Genomic DNA, 19393 nt, shown 5'->3' with positions numbered 1-19393 from the left:
GGAGACGCCCTCTACCGCTCGTCGGCCGACCGGTCGCCGTCATGTGGCGGATCGACACGGTCCACGTCGGCCGGCGGTGTCGCGGGGCGCAGCGCCTTCGTCACGTCCCGCAAGCGGCCGAAGGTCCGCTGGAACGGGGACCCGGCCGACGAGGGAGACTCGCCCGGTACGATTGCGCCGCCGGACTCGCGCAACGCGGCCAGTGCCTCGTTGGCGCGGTCGGCGGACTCCCGGTACAGGTCCCGGGACTTCGTCATCGCTTCGAGCGCCTCGGCGTACATGGCCACGAGCCTGCGCTCCCGGGCCAGTTCCTCCTCCAGGGTCATCAGGCTCCACTGCTCGCGCAGCGCGGTGACGGCCTCGGCGCCGCCCTCCGGCAGGGGACGCGCGGAGGCCGCGTAGCGGCACAGCACGTCCACGAGTTCGGTGGGCTCGGAGCCGTCGAGGAAGACGCTGCGCACGGAGAAGTCACGGACGTCGTAGCCGGGGGCGGCAGGGTTGGTGGGCAGCACCACGGCCCCGCCGCGCGGCACCTGGAAGTCGAACTCGCGCAGCAACGCCCAATTGACGGAGCGTAGTTGATCGGGTGTGGCCCGGTGCTCGACCACGCAGTGCCGCAGACTCGCCGGCAGCAGCCGGGCGAGGGGGAGCCGACCCTGTGCGTCCGGGGTCATCGCCTCGTGCACGACGACGTGGATGCTCCAGCCGGCGAGCGCGCAACTCCGGAACAGCCGCCGTAGATCCTTCTCGTCCGACGGCAGCGGATTGACCTCCCCGAAGCGCAGCCCCGGGACCGGCGCGTGGTCCCAGCCCGTGTCGGCGTCCTCGGGCCAGAACACGGTCGCGGGGGAGGGCCACCGGGGATCCCAGACCTGCTCGGCCTCCGCGACCAGGATCCATTCCCGTCCGTCGGTCGAAGCCGGAGCGGCGGGCGAGCCGGGCTCCGGCAGCGCCGGAAGTGTGAGCCGCGCCCGCACGGTCACCGTCCCCTCGACCCGCCAACGGGCCTCGAAGACCAGCTCCCGGGGATCATGGCCCTGATCCTCGTCCGGTTCCATGTGGTCGTCGATGACCTCGCGGTCCTTGAGTCGCTGCAACTGTCGCCGTACGACACCCGCCGCGTCCTGGGACCCGACGTGGCGGCCGCGAGCCAGCCACACCGTGTGGGGGATCGTGGGCGGAGCTGTGGAGGAGTTCGACATAGGCCAATCTGCGGGCGGGGGCGGGGCTGACCCACCAGTATGGGCGTTGGAGATCTTGGCGGGTCAAGCGGGGGTCGTGGAGTCTCGTATGCCCGGAATTCCTGCGATCCCGCGTGAGCATACGCGCGGGGTGTGATCGGTCCGCTCCGGGCGGCGGGGTTTCACACGTGCCTTTGACATGGCCCGGTCCGCAGAATGGTGGCGCGGACGGGACCCGCCCACCATCCGCTCGGGGTGGGTCCCTTCCGTGTGTCCCGCACCGCACACGTCACCGCCGCCGACGGTCCGGCCTGGACGGCACACCCGCCTCGGCCGGTGGCGCGCTGAATCCGGCCGGTACCGAGCGCGCGCTCGCCGGGGGCGATGCCTGCAGCGGCACGACCGCCTCCTCGCGCGGCGGCCGGGTGCGCGGCGCGGGCTTGCCGACGACCCGGGTGTGGGTCATCAGCGAGGCGCAGGCCGCGCAGACCTCGGACAGGGTCCACACCTGGCCGACCGCCGGATCGTGCCGCAGCACGAGCAGCACCGAGCCCGAGCAGTCGACCCGGGTCCCCTCGTGCGCCGCACACCGCTGCCGACGGCAGCCGCAGGCCGCGTCGGGGCGTACGGTCGCCGCTCTGACGTGGGCCGCCGCATGGGCTTCGGCGAAGCGGCGCAGGGCCGGGATGTCACGCGACCGGACGGGCATGCCGCACCCGGAGGAGCAGCTGACCGAGGCGGTGCGGTCGCGGTGACCTGTGATGCGAATAGTCCAGGTACGCCCGGGTCGACGGGCTGACGGGGCGTCAGGGTACGCGAGAGCCAAGACCACAGTTCCTTTGAGTGGAGGTGTTCACGCGGAAGAGGCGCTGAGTTAAGAACTACCCGTCGTGGGGCACTTCACAGCATTTACGGACCCCAAGTATTCGTTCGATCCCGTCGGGCCCGTTCGCCCCGGTCAGGCGCCCGGTTGTTGGCGTCCGGGTGCGGGAGCACACTGAACCCATGGATCCCGCCCGCGGGGACGACGACGAGCGCGCACTGACGGAGCGCGCGTTCCGGCAGGCGTCGTTCTCGATGTCGGTGTTCGACGCCTCCCAGCGGTATCTGCGGCTCAACGCCGTGGCCTGCGAGGTGATGGGGCTCGGCGAGGAGGCCCTGCGCGGCCACGCCTTCCCGTACGGGCTGCCCGAGGACGTCGACCAGCTGGGCACCCTCCAGGCACTGCGCGATGTGGCGGCCACGGGCAAACCCGCGCACTACGAGAGCTACACCCGCGCCCCGTCCGGAATCCGCGAGCACGCCTGGAACCTGGAGCTGTGGCCGGTCCGGGACGACCGGGGCGAGGTCTGCGCCGTAGGCATGGCCGGGTTCGACAGCAGCGAGCAGCACTGGGCCCGGCAGCGGCTCGCGGTGCTCGACGAGGCCGCCGTCTCCGTCGGTACCACCCTCGACCTCGATCGCACCGCGCGCGAACTCGCCGAACTGGTCGTCCCGCGCTTCGCCGACTTCGCGAGCGTGGACCTGCTGGAGGCGGTGATGCACGGCGAGGAGCCCGAGGACGGCGGCCTCGACGCGGACGTCGTGCTGCGCCGGACCGCGCATCTGTCCACCGAGCCGGGGACCCCGGAGGCCGTGATCGGCCTGGGCGCCAGCGACGCCTACCCGCCGTTCTCACCGCCCGCCCGCGCCCTGCACACCGGCCGTCCGGTGCTCAGCGGGAGCGGCGACCCGGACTTCGACCGGTGGATCGCGGGCGTCCCGGCGCGGGCCGCGAAGATGCGGGGCTTCGTCGTCACCTCACTGCTGGCGGTGCCGCTGATCGCGCGCGGCACCACACTGGGCGTCGCCGTGCTGCTGCGCACCCGGCCCGACGCCTTCACGCAGGACGATTTCGCGCTGGCGCGGGAGATCGCCGGCCGGGCCGCCCTCTGCGTCGACAACGCCCGCCGCTACACGAGGGAGCGCTCCACCGCGCTCACCCTCCAGGAGAGCCTGCTGCCGCGCGGCACGTCCCCGCAGTCGGCGGTCGACGTCGCCTGCCGCTATCTGCCCACCGACTCGCGGGCAGGTGTCGGCGGCGACTGGTTCGACATCATCCCGCTCTCCGGCGCGCGGGTGGGCCTGGTCGTCGGTGACGTGGTCGGCCACGGCATCCAGGCCTCCGCGACCATGGGGCGGCTGCGCACCGCGGTCCAGACGCTCGCCGACGTCGACCTTCCGCCCGACGAACTGCTGGCCCACCTCGACGACCTGGTCCTGCGGCTCGGCGGCGACGACGAGAACGGCGGGCGGGCCGGCGTCGGCGGCACCGGGGCGACCTGTCTGTACGCCGTCTACGACCCGGTGTCGCGGATGCTGAGCGCCGCCAGTGCCGGTCACCCCCCGCCCGTCCTCGTCCTGCCGGACGGCACCACGCAGGTGGTCGACATCGGCGTCGGCCCGGTCCTGGGCGTGGGCGGCCTGCCCTTCGAGACCACCGAACTCGAACTGCCGGAGGGCACCCTCGTCGCCCTGTACACGGACGGCCTGGTGGAGTCCGCCGACCGGGACCCGGACCTCGGCATCTCCCGGCTGCGCCAGGCCCTGGCCGGATCGCGCTCCACCCTGGAGGACCGCTGCGACCAGGTGCTCTCCGCGCTGCTGCCGAAGCACCCCGGCGACGACGTGGCCCTGGTGCTCGCGCGCACCAAGGCACTTGACGCCGACCACGTCCAAGTCTGGGACCTGGCAGCCGACTTCGAGGGCGTCTCCGAGGCCCGCAGGCTCGCCACCGCCCAACTCGACGCCTGGGGACTGACGGAGGAGGCCTTCGTCACCGAACTGGTCGTCAGCGAACTCGTCACCAACGCGATCCGCTACGGCGCCGAACCGATCCAACTCCGCCTGATCCTCGACCGTACGCTCATCTGCGAGGTCTCCGACGGCAACTCCACCTCGCCCCACCTTCGCCGGGCCCGGATCTACGACGAGGGCGGCCGGGGCCTGCTCCTGGTCGCCCAGCTCACCGCCGACTGGGGCACCCGGCACACCGCGACCGGCAAGACCATCTGGGCCGAACAGGCGCTGACACCGGCGAGTTGAGCACGTCGGGTCCGGCGGTCAGTGGGGGTAGGCGCGCGGTGGGCGCTGCCGGGGCAGTTCGTCGCGGAACTCCTCGATGCGGGAACTGACCTGCCGGATCAACGCGGTTGGCGCCAGCCGGTCGAGGTAGAGGTTGCGGCGCGCGAGCCCCGGAGCGTCCACGCAGAAGTACAGCGACATCAGCGGATTGATGAACAGCTCGCTGCCACGCGTGCGTTCGGTGAAGCGGACGTCGCCGAAATCCCCGCGTACGGCGGCTGCGACGGAACCGTTGACGATGCTCGGGTGGTCCGGCGTGCACTCCTGTGCGTGGGCCACCGCGTCGAGGTACAGCTGCCCCTCGCGGCTCTCGCGCGGGAGCGAGAACGCGCCGAGGTAGGCGCCCTCGCGCTCCAGGGCTGCCAGATTCTCCAGCACCAGCGCGTGGTTGACCCCGTGGTACGCGTCGATGCCGAAGCCCAGGCACGCCACCAGCCGCACCGGCACGTCGTCGAGCCCGTCCACCGCGGCGAGGCTGACCATGTCCTCCTCCGGTGTGCCGAGGCCGTGTTCGTCGCCGCGCATGAGGATGTCGGTCCCGCCGTCGACGAGCACGACGGCGTCGACACCGCCCAGGTGGTCGATCAGCGCGCGGTACGCGGCCCGCAGCGGCTGCACGCCGGTCAGCGGGAACGCGTACACCGTGGACGGCATGTCGTTCAGCCGGAGCCACCGGGCGAGCGAACGCTCCGGGAAGTAGTCCCCCCGCGCCGCCGTGTCGGGGCCCACCGCCGCGACGTCCGGCTCCACCCACACGTCCTGGTCGAGGCCGTAGAGATCGGCGAACGACAGGTTGGCGAGGTGCACCTCCTTGCCGGCCGAGCGCAGCGCGAGCGCGAGGGGCAGCCCCGCGTAGACGTCGAAACCGCCGCCGGCCCCGGCGACGAGGATCCGGCGCGCGTCGCGCAGCCGGGAGAAGAACGGGGGTTCGAGGAGGGAGAACACCGGAGGACGTTAACAGCCCCGTACGCCATGATGGACGCGTGGACTTCGAGCCGTACCGGGGCGAGTTGGTGGCGTACTGCTATCGCATGCTGGGCTCGTTCCACGAGGCCGAGGATCTGGTGCAGGACACGATGCTGCGCGCCTGGAAGGCCCGCGAGCGCTACGACCCGAGCCGCGCGTCCGTCCGCACCTGGCTGTACCGCATCGCCACCAACGTCTGCCTCACCGCCCTCGAAGGCCGCGCCCGCCGCCCCCTCCCGTCCGGCCTCGGCGCGCCGGGCGAGGACCCCATGACACCACTCACCCCGGCCACCGACATCTCCTGGCTCCAGCCCTTCCCCGACGCGCGCTACGACATGGAGGCGCGGACCGACATGCGGCTCGCCCTGGTCGTGGCCCTGCAACGGCTCCCGGCGCGACAGCGGGCCGTGCTCGTGCTGCGCGAGGTGCTCCAGTTCAGCGCCGCCGAAGTCGCCGACCAGCTCGACACCTCCGTCCCGGCCGTCAACAGCACACTCCAGCGCGCCCGCGCCGCCCTCACCGACATCGGCGACGACCACACGATTGCCGAACCGGACGACCACGAGGCGCGCGAGGTGGTCGACCGCTACCTGCGGGCCTTCGAGGCGGCCGATGTCCCCGCCCTCGTACGGCTGTTGGCCGATGCGGTCGTCCTCGAGATGCCGCCGGTCCCGCTCTGGTTCCGGGGCACCGAGCACTACGGCGCGTTCATGCGCCGCGTCTTCGAACTCCGGGGCACGGACTGGATGGTGAGGCCGGTCACGGCCAACTCGCAGCCCGCGCTCGCCGCGTACGCGGCGGACCCCGACGGAAGCCGGTGGCTGCACAGCATCCAGGTGTTCACGGTCGCAGGCGGCCGTGTCACCGGCAACGTCGTGTTCACCGAGCCGCAGGTCCTGGCGTCCTTCGACCTGCCGCGGCGGATTTCCCCGGATCGACCGCTCCCGCCGCGATGAGTTCGGCCGCTGCCGCCGGTACGTACCGGTGAGCATCGACCGAAAGGACAATGGATCATGAGCGTCACCGTCATTCAGTTCACCACCCTGGACGGGGTCGTCTCCGACCCCGACGGGTCCGACGGCACCCCGTACGGCGGCTGGCTCTTCCGCTACGGCCGCGAGGAGATCGAGGGCGACAGGTTCCGGCTGGCCGACACCCTGGGCGACGGGGTGCTGCTGCTCGGCCGTGGCACGTGGGAGGCGTTCGCGCGGCTGTGGCCGGGCCGCGACGACCCGTTCGCCGCCCGCATGAACGCCGCGTCGAAACTGGTCGCCTCCCGCACCCTGACCGACGCCTCGGCCTGGGCGAACTCGACCGTCCTCGACGGCGATCTCGCCGACGCCGTGAAACGCGAGGAGCGCGAGGTGATCGTCATGGGCAGCCTGAGCGTCGTCCACACGCTGATGGCGGAGGATCTGGTCGACGAGTACCGGCTCATCACCTTCCCCACCGTCGTCGGCACCGGCGAGCGGCTCTTCGCCGCGGGCGGTCCGCCCGCGCACCTGGAGTGCCTGGAGGTGGAGAAGCCGGGGCACACCGTGTTCGCCCGGTACGGGAGGGCCGTGCGCTGATGTGCGAAGGGCCCGGCGGTACGCCCGCCGGGCCCTACGGCTTCATCTGTAGGGGAGTTGGGCCTACGCGCCGCTCGCCCGGAGCATGTCCTCGCGCTCGACGATCTTCACGCGCTCACGGCCCTGCGGCTCGCCCAGCGCCTTCTCGGCCGCGTCCAGCTTGTACCAGCCGTCCCAGGTGGTGAAGCGGACGTTCCGCTCGGCGAGGAACGCCTCCACGGCCTCCGGGTCGGGCGAAACAGGTGTGTGCAAACGGCCGTTGGCATGGTCGTCGAGCAGGTTCGCGACCGTCTCGTTGGCATCGCCCTTGGTGTGACCGATCAGACCGACCGGGCCGCGCCGGATCCAGCCCGTCACATACGTCGACTGGAGGTGCTCGCCGGTCTCCTGGATGACCCGGCCGCCCTCGTCCGGGACCGTGCCCGAGTCGATGTCCCAGGGCAGCTTGGGGAGCTTGTCGGAGAGGTAGCCGACCGCGCGGTAGACCGCGGTGACGTCCCAGTCCTTGAACTCGCCGGTGCCCTTGACGTTGCCGGTGCCGTCGAGGGCGGTGCGCTCGGTGCGCAGGCCGACGACCTTGCCGTCCTCGCCGAGGATCTCGGAGGGCGACTCGAAGAAGTGCAGGAACAGCTTGTGCGGGCGGTCGCCGACATCGCGGATCGCCCAGTTCTCCAGGGTCTTGGCGACCATGTCGGCCTGCTTGTTGCCACGACGCGTGGTGATCGAGCCCTCGTCGTAGTCGATGTCCTCGGGGTCGACGATGACCTCGATGTTGGGGGAGTGGTCCAGCTCGCGCAGCTCCATCGGGGAGAACTTCGCCTGCGCCGGGCCCCGGCGGCCGAAGACGTGGACTTCAAGCGCCTTGTTGGCCTTGAGGCCCTCGTGGACGTTCGGCGGGATCTCGGTCGGCAGCAGTTCGTCGCCGGTCTTGGCGAGCACGCGGGCCACGTCGAGAGCCACGTTGCCGACACCCAGGACGGCGACCTTCTCGGCCTCCAGCGGCCAGGTGCGCGGGACGTCCGGGTGGCCGTCGTACCAGGAGACGAAGTCGGCGGCGCCGTAGGAGCCGTCGAGCTCGATGCCCGGTATGGACATCTCGCGGTCGGCGGTGGCGCCGGTGGAGAAGACCACCGCGTCGTAGAAGGAGCGCAGGTCGTCGAGGCTGATGTCGGTCGGGTAGTCGACGTTGCCGAAGAGACGGATCTGCGGCTTGTCCAGCACCTGGTGCAGGGCGGTGATGATGCCCTTGATGCGCGGGTGGTCGGGGGCGACGCCGTACCGGATCAGGCCGAAGGGCGCGGGCATCCGCTCGAAGAGGTCGATGGACACACCGGGTTCGGCGGCCACCTCGGACTTGAGCAGGGCGTCGGCGGCGTAGATCCCGGCGGGACCGGCTCCGACGATGGCTACCCGCAGGGGGCGCGGCATGATCAGGTTCCCTTCGAACGATGACAAGCGACTCGACGGGAAGCCTAAGCTAAGGCATGCCTAACCCAGTACGCGGGTCCGATCTATGACCTCATAAGGCCGACTTATGGGGTGTCCAAGGTTGCCGCATGGCGCGGCCCGCGGTCCTCAGCCGGCCGGGCGGATGTGCACCACGTCCTGCACGACCTCGGGCGGGGTGGCCAGCAGCTGGACCATCACGCGGGCGACGGTGGCCGAGGGGAGCGGCTTCATGGCGCCCACCCTGGTCAGATAGCCGTCCGCCTCCCACACCGGTGCGGCGCGCTGCCGGTCCTCGCCGGGGAAGTTCTCGATGAAGGCGCTGTCCGAGATGGAGCCCAGGATCACCAGCGCGACCCGGATGCCGTCGCCGCGCAGCTCCTTGTGCATCGCGGCGGTGAAGCCGTTCAGGCCGTGCTTGCTCGCCGCGTACATCGCCATCAGCGGCATGTGGTCCAGGGTGATCTCGGAGGAGATGTTGAGGATGTCGCCGCCCCCGGCCGCCCGCAGCAGGGGCACGGCCGAGCGGATCGTGTGGATCGGGCCCAGCAGGTTGGTGCCGACGCAGGCGTGGATGTCCTCGTCCGCGGTCTCCTCGATGGCCCGGATGCGGGCGACGCCGGCACTGTTCACCAGGATGTCCACCCGCCCGAAGCGCTCCTCGACCTGAGCGAAGGCGGCCCGCACGCTGTCGCCGCTGCTGACATCGGTCGGGATCGTCAGCACCGAGCCCGCCATCTCCCGCGCGGCCGTCTCCAGCCGGTCGGCACGCCGGGCGAGCAGCACCACCTGCGCCCCGTCCTCGGCGAGCTGCGCCCCGACGGCCCGCCCCACGCCGGTCGAACCTCCGCTGATCACAGCGACCTTGCCCTGCATCGTGCCTGTCATGACGGCCTCCCCGGCGAGACGTGACGAACGCATGAGAGGCTACCTCTCGCTATTTGAGAACGCCATATCCGTACCTCAAGGCGGGAGAGACGTGCGGATCGGGTGTCCCCTGGACAGGCTGGAGACATGGACTCGCCCACGGAATGGACCCTCACCCCCTTCACGCCCGACCTCGTGCGCGGTGCGCTCGACCTGGAGCACACCGCACACGGACTGCTGCCGCACCGGCTGCCCGCCCGGGCCCGCGCCCAGTGCGCCGACGAGCAGTTGGCGACGGTGGAGGCCCAACCCTCGGGCGTACGGCTGGTGTTCCGCACCCGGGCCACCGCCGTCGAGCTGGACACCCTGCGCACCACGACCACCTACGAGGGCGTCCCGCCCGCCCCCGACGGCCTGTACGACCTGCTCGTCGACGGGCGGCTCGCAGGGCAGGCGAGCGTGAGCGGGGGCAACGTCAGGATGGTGGACATGGCCGCGGGGACGGTGAAGGAGCGGCCCGGCCCGGTCGGCACCGTCCGTTTCACCGGCCTGCCCGACCGCGAGAAGGACGTCGAGATCTGGTTGCCGTACAACGAGATCACCCGGCTCGTCGCCCTGCGCACCGACGCCCCCGTCGAACCGGTGCCGGACCGGGGGCGCAACGTCTGGCTGCATCACGGCAGTTCGATCAGCCACGGCTCGTTCGCCGCGAGCCCCAGCACGACCTGGCCGGCGCTGGCCGCCGCGCTGGGCGGGGTGGAGCTGATCAACCTCGGCTTCGGTGGCAACGCGCTGCTGGACCAGTTCACCGCCCGCACCCTGCGGGACACTCCCGCGGATCTGCTCAGCGTCAAGATCGGCATCAACCTGGTCAACGCCGACGTGATGCGACTGCGCGCCTTCGGCCCGGCGGTGCACGGATTCCTCGACACCGTCCGCGAGGGACATCCGACCACTCCACTGCTGGTCGTCTCGCCCCTCCTGTGCCCGATGCACGAGGACACCCCGGGCCCCTGCCTGCTGGACTTCGCCGGACTCAGGGAGGGGAGGCTGGAGTTCAGCGCGCTGGGCGATCCCGCCGAACGCGCCGCCGGGAAGCTGACCCTCAACGTCATCCGCGACGAACTGGCCCGGATCGTCGCGCAGCGCTCGGCCGACGACCCCCACCTCCACCACCTCGACGGCCGTGAGCTCTACGGCGAGCGGGACTTCGCCGAACTGCCCCTGCCCGACCGACTCCACCCGGACGCCGAGACGCACCGCCGTATCGCCGAGCGCTTCGCCGGGCTGGCCTTCGGCGTCGGCGGACCGTTCGGATCCCAGGCCTGAGCGGTCTGGTGGCAGGCGGGGCGGCTCGCTAGGCTGCGCGGCAGAAGCGGGATCGTCAACGCGTCGGTGGCTGGGTAGCGCGTCCCTCCGACGTGCTCACGGGAGACGCCGATGGCGTACCGATCCCTTCTCCGCGTTCCCAGCGCGGGATTCTTCCCGCTCGGATTCCTCGCCCGCCTTCCCTACGCGACCTCGTCGCTCGCGACGCTCATCCTCGTCCGGGCCGCCTCCGGCAGCTACGCCTTCGCCGGTCTCGCCGCCGCTGCCCAGGGCATCGCCAACGCGCTCGGCGCCCCGGTCGCCGGAGCGCTGGCCGACCGGCACGGGCACCGTCTCGTCGGGGCGGTGGCCGCGCTCGCCAACGCCGGTGCCCTCACCGGCCTCGTCGTGGCCGGCCACACCGGCCGCCCGGGCATGATCGCCGCAGCTGCCCTGGCCGGACTCACCCAGCCGCCGGTCGGCTCTCTGGTCCGCGTCCACTGGTCACGCCTGCTGCACGCGCGCGAGCGGCCCGACCTCGTCCGCACCGCCCTCTCGTACGAGGCGACCGCCGACGAGATCAGCTTCGTCGCGGGACCGGCGATCGTCGGACTGCTCACCGCCCTCGGCCCGACCGCACCGACCGTGGCCGCCATCGCCCTGCTCCTCCTGGCCACCCTGCCCTTCACCCTGTCCCTCGCCCCCGGCGGAGCCGCACGGCAAGAGGCACCGGGCACCTCACGAACTCCCTTGCCCCGCCTGCCACTTGCGGTCATGTTCCTCGCCATGGCCGCGATGGGCACCGTCTTCGGCGCGGTACAGACCGGCGTCACTGCCTACGCGGACGACAGCGGACGCCCCGGCAGCGCGGGACTCCTCTACGCCCTCTTCGGCGTCGGCAGTGCCCTGGCCGGTGCCGCCTGCGCCTGGCTCCCCGCCCGCTTCACGCTGCTCCACCGGTACGTGACCTTCGCGGCGACCCTTCTCCTGGGCACCCTCACCCTTGTCGCCGGGGACGGCCTGCACGCCGTTCCCGCCGCGATGGCCGTCGCCGGGGTGACCGTGGCCCCCTACATGATCAGCCTCTACACGCTCACCGAACGCCTCGCGCCCGCCGACCGTGCGACCGCGGCCCTGACGATCCTGTGCGCGGGCGGCCCGCTCGGCACCGCGACCGGACAGGCCCTGGCCGGCTACCTGGCCGACCGCCACGGGCCCGCCGGAGCCTTCCTGCTGGCGCCGGCCGCGGCAATGGCGGCTCTGCTGCTAGCCGTTGCGGTGTTTCTGGCGGATACCGACATGCTCCGCCCGGGTGTTCGTGTTGCCGTCGGGTCCGGGACACCCGAGTCTGGGGGAATGGGCCGGGCCAAGGGGAGGACACACGATGGCGACGAGCGCTGACACACCGGATGCCGAACGGCGGCGGCTGGCCGAGGCCGACGACTCCGGGGTGCCCTGGCGCCGTTGGGGCCCCTATCTGAGCGAGCGCCAGTGGGGCACCGTTCGGGAGGACTACAGCCAGGGCGGCGACGCCTGGTCGTACTTCACCCACGACCAGGCACGCTCCCGCGCCTACCGCTGGGGCGAAGACGGCATCGCGGGCATCAGCGACGACAAGCAGCGGCTGTGTTTCGCGCTCGCGCTGTGGAACGGCCGCGACCCTATCCTCAAGGAGCGGATGTTCGGCCTCACCAACTCCGAGGGAAACCACGGCGAGGACGTCAAGGAGTACTACTTCTATCTCGACAGCACGCCCACGCACTCGTACATGAAGTACCTCTACAAATACCCGCAGGCGGAGTACCCCTACGAGGACCTCAAGGCCACCAACAGGGCGCGCGGGCGCGGCGACTTCGAGTACGAACTCCTCGACACCGGCATCTTCGACGAGGACCGCTACTTCGACGTGTTCGTCGAGTACGCCAAAGCCGGGCCCGAAGACCTGCTGATCGAGATCACCGCCCACAACAGGGGCCCCGACGAAGCCCCGTTGCACCTGCTCCCGACCCTGTGGTTCCGGCACACCTGGTCCTGGGCGGGTGGCACCGCCGTCCCGTCCATCCACCAGGAACCCGGCGGCGAACTCCGCGCCGAACACGAGGACTTGGGCCCGCGCCGACTGTACTGCGACGCGGACGCGCAGGCCCTGTTCACCGAGAACGACACCAACAACGAGAAGATCTTCGGCAGTCCGAACGCCTCCCCTTACGTAAAGGACGGCATCGACCGCTACGTGGTCCAGGGCGAGAGCGAAGCCGTCAACCCCGACCGGACCGGTACCAAGGCCGCCGTCCATCACGTGCTCACCATCCCGGCCGGACAGAGCGCGACCGTCCGCCTCCGTCTCACCGCCGCCGAACTCCCTGACTGGACCGGCGACTTCGACACCGTCATGACCCAACGCCGGGCAGAGGCCGACGAGTTCTACGACGCCTGCACCCCGGCCGACGCGGGCGCCGACGAACGGCGGCTGGTCCGGCAGGCGTTGGCCGGGATGCTCTGGAGCAAGCAGTACTACTACCTCGACGTCGAGCGCTGGCTGACCGAGCACGGCGTCGACCCGCTCGCCTCCGACCCCCGGGTGCGGAACAGTAACTGGTACCACATGGTCAACGACGAGATCATGTCGATGCCGGACACCTGGGAGTACCCGTGGTTCGCGGCCTGGGACCTCGCCTTCCACACCGTCGCCCTGTCCATGGTCGATCTCACCTTCGCCAAGGGCCAGTTGGACCTGCTGCTGCGCCGCCTCTACCTCCACCCCAACGGCCAGATCCCGGCCTACGAATGGAACTTCGGGGACGTCAACCCGCCCGTGCACGCCTGGGCCACCCTGTTCCTCTACGAGCTGGAGAAGCACCGCACCGGCAAGGGCGACCGCGCCTTCCTGGAGAACGCCTTCCAGAAGCTGATGAAGAACTTCAGCTGGTGGCTCAACCGCAAGGACACGGACGGCAACAACGTCTTCCAGGGCGGCTTCCTCGGCCTCGACAACATCGGTGTCTTCGACCGCAGCGCCCCGCTCCCCACCGGCGGCCACCTCGACCAGGCGGACGGCACCGCGTGGATGGCGCTCTACTGCCAGAACCTCCTCGAGATCGCCATAGAGTTGGCGGTCGACAACCCCGTCTACGTCGAGCAGGCGCAGTCGCTGTTCGAGCACTTCGCGTGGATCGCCGTCGCCATGAACCGCATCGGCGCCGACAACGCGAGCCTCTGGGACGAGGAGGACGGCTTCTTCTACGACGTGCTGCGGCTGCCCGACGGCACGGCGACCCGGCTCAAGGTGCGCTCGCTCGTCGGCCTGATCCCCCTCGCGGCCACGAGCCTCGTCGGCGGCTGGGCGGACCAGCGCTTCCCCGAACTCGTCGCCGGAGCACTGGAGTTCATCGAACGCCACCCGGCCGTCGAAGCCACCATCTCCTCGCACGAGGCGATGGGCCCGAACGCCGACGGCCGTTACCTCTTCGCCCTGTTCGGCGAGGACCGCCTGCGGCGCGTCCTGTCCCGGATGCTCGACGAGGACGAGTTCCTCGGCCCGCACGGCATCCGCTCCCTCTCCCGCTATCACGCCGAGCACCCCTACACCTTCGACGTGCACGGGGAGACCTACGGCGTGGGCTATCTGCCGGCCGAGTCCGACTCCGGGATGTTCGGCGGCAACTCCAACTGGCGTGGCCCGGTGTGGTTCCCGGTCAACCTGCTCTTGATCCGTGCGCTGTTGAACCTGCACGCCTTCCACGGCGCCGACTTCACCGTGGAGTGCCCGACCGGCTCGGGCCGCCACCTCACCCTCTACGAGGTCGCCCGCGAGATCGCCGACCGGCTCACCGCCACCTTCCTCAGCGACGAGGACGGACACCGGCCGGTGCACGGCGCCCAGGCCAAGTTCGCCAAGGACCCGCACTGGAAGGACCTGATCCTCTTCTACGAGTACTTCCACGGCGACAACGGCGCCGGCCTCGGCGCCTCCCACCAGACCGGCTGGACCGGCCTGTCGGCCATCACCGCCACCCTCTTCCACACCTTGGGCGACGGCGAGTGGTCGGCCCGGGGCCGCGAGAGCCTGCGCCCGACCGGCGACCGAGAGGAGCCGCTGTCATGACTGCCTGGCCCGAGCACCCGGTGATCTACGAGATCAACACCCTCATCTGGCTGGGGGAGTTGAGCGCCCGCTACGGCCGCCCCGTCACCCTCGGCGAGGTGCCCGCGCCCGCCTGGGACGAGGTCGCCCTCCCCGGCGTCGACGCCGTCTGGCTCATGGGCGTCTGGGAGCGCAGCCCCGCCGGACTGGAGATCGCCCTGCGCGACGAGTCGTTGCAGGCGTCGTTCAAGGCGGCACTGTCCGACCTCCGCCCGTCGGACGTGGCCGGATCGCCGTACTGCGTCCGGAACTACGTCGTGGACGCATCCCTCGGCGGCCCGGAGGGACTGGCGGAGGCCCGCGCCCAACTGGCCGCGCGTGGCGTCCGGTTGATCCTCGACTACGTCCCCAACCACGTCGCCCCCGACCACCCCTGGCTGACCGAACGCCCCGGCTGCCTGGTCCAGGGCACCCCGGACGACCTGGCCCGCGACCCCGGCGCCTTCCTGGAGACCGGCGGCAAGGTGTTCGCGCGGGGCCGCGACCCCTACTTCGCGCCCTGGCCCGACGTCGTCCAACTCAACGCGTTCAGCGACGAGTTGCGCACGGCGGCCGTCGACACCCTGGCCTCGATCGGCGACCAGGCGGACGGCGTGCGCTGCGACATGGCCATGCTGCTGATGACCGACGTCTTCGCGAAGACCTGGGGCGAGCGCGCGGGCGCGGCACCGGCTGAGGACTTCTGGCCGTACGTCGTCCCGAAGGTCCGCGAGCGCCACCCCGACCTCCTCTTCGTCGCCGAGGCGTACTGGGACCTCGAATGGGCCCTCCAGCAGCAGGGGTTCGACCACTGCTACGACAAGCGGCTCTACGACCGGCTGCTGCACGAGGGCGCGGACTCGGTGCGCGGCCATCTGCGGGCCGACCTCGGCTACCAGCGCGGCCTGGTCCGCTTCCTGGAGAACCACGACGAACCCCGGGCCGCCGCCACCCTGTCCCCGGAGCGGGAGCGGGCGGCGGCGGTCACGATCGCCACGCTGCCCGGCGCGACCCTCTGGCACGAGGGCCAGTTCGAGGGCCGCCGGATACGCCCGCCGGTCTTCCTCTCCCGCCGGCCGGAAGAGCCCGTCGACAAGGAACTCCTCGCCTTCTACCACCAGTTGCTCTCCGCCGTGGGTTCCTCCGGTATGCGCACGGGAGGGGAGTGGCAGTTGCTCGACTGCGCCGGCTGGCCCGACAACCCGTCCCACGAGAACCTGGTCGCGTGGTCCTGGACGACCGATTCCAGCCGCCATCTCGTCGTCGTCAACCTGTCCGAGCAGCCGGCCCAGGGCCGGGTCCGCATCCCGTGGAGCGACCTGCGCGGCGGCCCCCGCCAACTCACCGAACTGCTTTCCGATTTGACCTACGACCGGGACGGCGACGAGCTCGTGGACCTCGGCCTGTACGTCGAGTTGGCGGGCCTGCACCGGCATCTACTCGCGGTGATGCCCGGATCTTGACCTGTGGCCAACTGGTGAAGGATTGACGGGAGTTGTGAAAGGTGACAAGAATTCAGCTTGCTTCGCTGTGGCTTCGCTGAGCGAAGCATTTGCGGGCGGTCCGGTCGCGCACGCCCTCGATCGTTTCCCTTCGTGCGCCCGCTGCCCGCGCTCTGCCACCTCCCACACCTTTTATCATCGTCGAGGCTCACCTTGTCACGTTCGCACCACCTCCCATCCCTGTCCGCCCTCGCAGCCACCGCGTTCATAGCCGCCGCCGCGCCCGTGCTCGCGGCCGGTACGGCGAGTGCCACCGAGAACGACGCGTGCCAGTCCGCCACCGTGCAGTACCGCATCGTCGGCGCCGATGGAAACGTTGTCGGCGCCGACTGGACCTCGCAGGGCGGTTTCCACCAGTGGGACGCCGTCCCCGGCACCGTCGAGGTCCGGCTCGCTCCCGGCCAGAGCGTCGGCGAGGGCTGCAAGTACCCCGTCTCGCTCGCCGAGTACACCGCCGAAGGCTCCTCCTGGTACACCTCCGGCCACCAGACCATGGTCGACAAGGCCACGGTCTACCTCACGTCCAAGGACGTCGCCGGCGCGGACGGCTCGGGGCAGACCTGGCAGAGGCTCAACGTCAAGTCGCCCGACTGCTACGGCCAGATCGACCTGTACGGCGACGACGTCACCTACGACGGCGGTACGGGCGAGGGGCATGGCCCGCTGCCCTACGAGCCCGACAACATCATGACCCCGTACCACCTCATCGCGGCCTGGAACGGCGGCGACAAGGAGTGCACTCCCAGCACCCCGAACTCGCCCACCCCGACGCCGACCCAGCCGGCCTCGGCCCCGCCCGCGACGCCGTCGACCCCGGCCGGCAGCACGCCGCCCGCCGACGAGACGACCCCGCCGCCCAGCCCCAAGCCGTCGACGACGCCGCCCACCTCGGCGCACGTCCCGCCGCTGAAGTCGACGCCCACGCCCACGCCGAAGCCGACGCCCAACGGCGGCAAGCAGCCGCTCGCGGAGACCGGTTCCAACGCGCCGGTCGGCCTCCTCGCGGGTGGCGCGGCCCTCGTGATCGCCCTGGGTGGCGGCGTGGTCTACGCGGCCAGCCGCTCCCGCCGCTCGTCCTGATCCAGCTGCACCCGGTGTGAACCGACCGCCCCGCCCCGTGAGTTGCCACGGGGCGGGGCTCTCTCATGGACGCGGCCAGGGACGCCCGCCGAGCCGCTCGATGTCGGTGTTGAAGCGTCGTAGAAAGGCCGCGAAGGCGGCGATGTCCGCCTGCGACCAGTCGTCCATGATCTGGTCCAGGGACTGGACGAGGCCCTCGCGTTCCTCGTCGAGCATCTGCGCGCCCAGCTCCGTGATGCGGAACTTGCGGGCCATCCCGCCCTGCGGGTCGGGGATGCGCTCCACCAGGCCGGAGCGCATGGCGGCCGCAGTCTGCCGGTTGAGGGTGGACGTGTCGAGGCCGAAGGCGTCGCTCAACTCGCCGATGGACATGGGCCCTTGGACGCGGATCCGGCTCAACAGGATGTAGGCGCTGCGGTCCAGCACGCCGTCCTTGCGACGCCCGCCCTTGTGCGAGAGAAGCCCGTGCCGGCTGAGGAGCATCTGCTCGTACTCGATCTCACGCGTACGCCTGTCCATCGGTCCGCTGCCTCCTGCTTCCTGCCGATGCCGCCGCCGATTCATGCGGTTCGGGGCGGCCGGACCCATCCTCGCACGACGGTATGCATCATCCCCATCACATGGTTGATACATACGATGTGTACGATGCACATTCCTTCACGTCCCGACCGAACAGATATGCCGAGGAGTCCCGTCATGGACGCCCCCCAGCCCACAGCCCGCGCAGGCGGCGTGATCGCCACGCTGGCCTTCGCCGGCACCACGGCCGCGATCATGCAGACGCTGGTCACCCCGCTCATCGCCGACCTTCCGGAGATGCTGCACACCTCGTCCTCGAACGCCGCGTGGGTGATCACCGCCACCCTGCTGGTGGCCGCGGTCTGTGTGCCGGTCGTCGGCCGCCTCGGCGACCTGCTGGGCAAGCGCCGCATGCTGCTCGCCTGCTCCGTCCCGCTGATTGTGGGCTCGGTGGTCTGCGCGCTCTCCTCCTCCGTCGTCCCGATGATCGTCGGACGCGGCCTTCAGGGCATGGGCATGGGCATGGTCCCGCTGGGCATCGCCCTGCTGCGGGACGTCGTACCGCAGGAGCGGCTCAGCCCCTCCATCGCGCTCGTCAGCGCCTCCATGGGCATCGGTGGCGGCCTCGGCCTGCCGATCGCCGCGGGCGTCGCCCAGTACGCCAACTGGCGTGCCCTGTTCTGGGGTTCGGCCGCCCTCGCCGCAGTGGTCGCCGCGCTGATCTGGTTCCTGATCCCGGACGTACCGGCCGCCGCCAAGGGTCAGCGCTTCGACGCCCCCGGTGCCCTCGGCCTGGCCGTCGGCCTGGTCTGCCTCCTCCTCGGCATCTCCAAGGGCGCCGACTGGGGCTGGGGTTCGGCCACCGTGCTGGGCCTGTTCACCGTCGCGATCGTGGCCTTCCTGGCCTGGGGTGTCTGGGAGCTGCGCACCGGTGACCCGCTGATCGACCTGCGTACGACGGCCCGCCCCCGGGTCCTGATCACCAACATCGCCTCGGTGTTCGTGGGCGTCGGCATGTACTCCAGCATGCTGGTCGTGCCGCAGCTGCTGCAGTTCCCCGCGGCCACCGGCTACGGCCTGGGCCAGTCGATGCTCGCGTCCGGCCTCTGGATGGCGCCCGGCGGCATCATGATGATGATCGTCTCCCCGCTCGGCGGAAAGCTCACCAACGCCCGCGGCCCGAAGTTCACCCTCATCAGCGGCGTCCTCGTCATCACCGCCGGCTACGCCCTGTCGATGGGCCTGATGGGCTCCGCCTGGGGCCTGATGGTCGTCTGCATCGTCATCAACAGCGGCGTCGGCCTCGCCTACGGCGCGATGCCCGCGCTCATCATGAGCTCGGTCCCGCTCTCCGAGACCGCCGCCGCCAACGGCTTCAACACCCTCATGCGCTCGCTCGGAACCTCGATCGGCGCCGCGGTGATCGGCGTCGTCCTCGCCCAGATGACCACCACGGCGGGCGGCTACACCTTCACCTCCGAGAGCGGCTTCCGCACCGGCCTGCTCATCGGCGGCGGCGTCGCCCTCCTCGCGGCCCTGGTCGCGGCGGCGATCCCGGCCGTACGGCAGACCGCGCAGGAGGACGAGAAGGAGCCCGAGACGGTCGCGGCGCGTGAAGGGGCCGGGGTCGAGTCCTGACCTGAGAGCGTGAATGTGCTGCCCGGCGTCGTGGACCGAGGAATCGGCCTTCGGTGCCGGGCAGTTTGC

15 protein-coding genes are annotated in these 19393 nt (G+C 71.0%); 9 read left to right on the top strand and 6 right to left on the bottom strand.

Annotated features, from left to right (window positions below; all coding sequences use genetic code 11):
- Positions 1-11: 11 nt before the first annotated feature.
- Together JHN45_RS19635 and JHN45_RS19630 are read right to left on the bottom strand one after the other, a co-directional pair.
- Complete coding sequence (locus JHN45_RS19635) at positions 12-1202, bottom strand: hypothetical protein (RefSeq protein WP_236583823.1); 1191 nt, start codon at positions 1200-1202, stop codon at positions 12-14.
- Positions 1203-1470: 268 nt separating this feature from the next.
- The gene (locus JHN45_RS19630; protein WP_201049853.1) at positions 1471-1890 is read right to left on the bottom strand and encodes a hypothetical protein; all 420 of its coding nucleotides are present in this window, start codon (positions 1888-1890) and stop codon (positions 1471-1473) included.
- A gap of 296 nt (positions 1891-2186) precedes the next feature.
- Here JHN45_RS19630 and JHN45_RS19625 point away from each other — a divergent pair, with 296 nt between their 5' ends.
- On the top strand, positions 2187-4265 hold the full coding sequence (locus JHN45_RS19625) for a SpoIIE family protein phosphatase (protein WP_201049852.1): 2079 nt from the start codon (positions 2187-2189) through the stop codon (positions 4263-4265).
- A gap of 18 nt (positions 4266-4283) precedes the next feature.
- Here JHN45_RS19625 and JHN45_RS19620 read toward each other — a convergent pair whose 3' ends face one another.
- The gene (locus JHN45_RS19620; protein ID WP_201049851.1) at positions 4284-5249 is read right to left on the bottom strand and encodes a DUF1152 domain-containing protein; all 966 of its coding nucleotides are present in this window, start codon (positions 5247-5249) and stop codon (positions 4284-4286) included.
- Positions 5250-5287: 38 nt separating this feature from the next.
- Here JHN45_RS19620 and JHN45_RS19615 point away from each other — a divergent pair, with 38 nt between their 5' ends.
- Entirely contained in the window at positions 5288-6226 is a 939-nt protein-coding gene (locus JHN45_RS19615) for a sigma-70 family RNA polymerase sigma factor (RefSeq protein ID WP_201049850.1), read from the top strand.
- A gap of 57 nt (positions 6227-6283) precedes the next feature.
- Complete coding sequence (locus JHN45_RS19610; protein ID WP_200712381.1) at positions 6284-6841, top strand: dihydrofolate reductase family protein; 558 nt, start codon at positions 6284-6286, stop codon at positions 6839-6841.
- A gap of 63 nt (positions 6842-6904) precedes the next feature.
- Here the strand turns inward: JHN45_RS19610 and JHN45_RS19605 are convergent, their stop codons facing one another.
- Both JHN45_RS19605 and JHN45_RS19600 read right to left on the bottom strand, forming a co-directional pair.
- On the bottom strand, positions 6905-8269 hold the full coding sequence (locus JHN45_RS19605; protein ID WP_201049849.1) for an FAD-dependent oxidoreductase: 1365 nt from the start codon (positions 8267-8269) through the stop codon (positions 6905-6907).
- A gap of 147 nt (positions 8270-8416) precedes the next feature.
- Positions 8417-9175 carry an SDR family oxidoreductase gene (locus JHN45_RS19600; RefSeq protein ID WP_201049848.1) on the bottom strand — a complete coding sequence of 253 codons (759 nt, stop codon included), beginning with the start codon at positions 9173-9175 and terminating at the stop codon, positions 8417-8419.
- A gap of 126 nt (positions 9176-9301) precedes the next feature.
- On the opposite strand from JHN45_RS19600, the gene JHN45_RS19595 reads away from it, so the two are divergent.
- The 5 genes from JHN45_RS19595 (at position 9302) to JHN45_RS19575 (ending at position 17167) form a co-directional block, all read left to right on the top strand.
- Complete coding sequence (locus JHN45_RS19595; RefSeq protein WP_201049847.1) at positions 9302-10483, top strand: GDSL-type esterase/lipase family protein; 1182 nt, start codon at positions 9302-9304, stop codon at positions 10481-10483.
- A gap of 111 nt (positions 10484-10594) precedes the next feature.
- The gene (locus JHN45_RS19590; protein ID WP_201049846.1) at positions 10595-11863 is read left to right on the top strand and encodes an MFS transporter; all 1269 of its coding nucleotides are present in this window, start codon (positions 10595-10597) and stop codon (positions 11861-11863) included.
- Positions 11847-14567 carry a glucosidase gene (locus tag JHN45_RS19585; RefSeq protein ID WP_201049845.1) on the top strand — a complete coding sequence of 907 codons (2721 nt, stop codon included), beginning with the start codon at positions 11847-11849 and terminating at the stop codon, positions 14565-14567. Before JHN45_RS19590 ends, JHN45_RS19585 begins: the two co-directional genes overlap by 17 nt.
- Complete coding sequence (locus JHN45_RS19580) at positions 14564-16048, top strand: alpha-amylase family glycosyl hydrolase (RefSeq protein ID WP_201049844.1); 1485 nt, start codon at positions 14564-14566, stop codon at positions 16046-16048. Before JHN45_RS19585 ends, JHN45_RS19580 begins: the two co-directional genes overlap by 4 nt.
- 192 nt (positions 16049-16240) lie before the next feature.
- Positions 16241-17167 (top strand): hypothetical protein, encoded by a 927-nt coding sequence (locus JHN45_RS19575; protein ID WP_201049843.1) that lies wholly within the window; start codon positions 16241-16243, stop codon positions 17165-17167.
- Between the two features lie 63 nt (positions 17168-17230).
- Here the strand turns inward: JHN45_RS19575 and JHN45_RS19570 are convergent, their stop codons facing one another.
- Positions 17231-17686 (bottom strand): MarR family winged helix-turn-helix transcriptional regulator, encoded by a 456-nt coding sequence (locus tag JHN45_RS19570; RefSeq protein WP_201049842.1) that lies wholly within the window; start codon positions 17684-17686, stop codon positions 17231-17233.
- A 177-nt stretch (positions 17687-17863) separates the two neighbouring features.
- Here JHN45_RS19570 and JHN45_RS19565 point away from each other — a divergent pair, with 177 nt between their 5' ends.
- Positions 17864-19324 carry an MFS transporter gene (locus tag JHN45_RS19565; protein ID WP_201049841.1) on the top strand — a complete coding sequence of 487 codons (1461 nt, stop codon included), beginning with the start codon at positions 17864-17866 and terminating at the stop codon, positions 19322-19324.
- Positions 19325-19393: the final 69 nt, after the last annotated feature.

The organism is Streptomyces sp. MBT53 (assembly GCF_016654115.1).
Taxonomy (GTDB): Bacteria; Actinomycetota; Actinomycetes; order Streptomycetales; family Streptomycetaceae; genus Streptomyces.
The sequence above is the reverse complement of the archived record's forward strand: the minus strand, read 5'-3'. Positions and strand labels throughout refer to the sequence as shown.

Bases quoted from the DNA above. Each gene is read 5' to 3' on its own strand.
- JHN45_RS19570 (WP_201049842.1), bottom strand. From the start codon at position 17,686: ATGGACAGGCGTACGCGTGAGATCGAGTACGAGCAGATGCTCCTCAGC.
- JHN45_RS19630 (WP_201049853.1), bottom strand. From the start codon at position 1,890: ATGCCCGTCCGGTCGCGTGACATCCCGGCCCTGCGCCGCTTCGCCGAA.
- JHN45_RS19605 (WP_201049849.1), bottom strand. From the start codon at position 8,269: ATGCCGCGCCCCCTGCGGGTAGCCATCGTCGGAGCCGGTCCCGCCGGG.
- JHN45_RS19595 (WP_201049847.1), top strand. From the start codon at position 9,302: ATGGACTCGCCCACGGAATGGACCCTCACCCCCTTCACGCCCGACCTC.
- JHN45_RS19610 (WP_200712381.1), top strand. From the start codon at position 6,284: ATGAGCGTCACCGTCATTCAGTTCACCACCCTGGACGGGGTCGTCTCC.
- JHN45_RS19580 (WP_201049844.1), top strand. From the start codon at position 14,564: ATGACTGCCTGGCCCGAGCACCCGGTGATCTACGAGATCAACACCCTC.
- JHN45_RS19625 (WP_201049852.1), top strand. From the start codon at position 2,187: ATGGATCCCGCCCGCGGGGACGACGACGAGCGCGCACTGACGGAGCGC.
- JHN45_RS19590 (WP_201049846.1), top strand. From the start codon at position 10,595: ATGGCGTACCGATCCCTTCTCCGCGTTCCCAGCGCGGGATTCTTCCCG.
- JHN45_RS19600 (WP_201049848.1), bottom strand. From the start codon at position 9,175: ATGACAGGCACGATGCAGGGCAAGGTCGCTGTGATCAGCGGAGGTTCG.
- JHN45_RS19635 (WP_236583823.1), bottom strand. From the start codon at position 1,202: ATGTCGAACTCCTCCACAGCTCCGCCCACGATCCCCCACACGGTGTGG.
- JHN45_RS19565 (WP_201049841.1), top strand. From the start codon at position 17,864: ATGGACGCCCCCCAGCCCACAGCCCGCGCAGGCGGCGTGATCGCCACG.
- JHN45_RS19585 (WP_201049845.1), top strand. From the start codon at position 11,847: ATGGCGACGAGCGCTGACACACCGGATGCCGAACGGCGGCGGCTGGCC.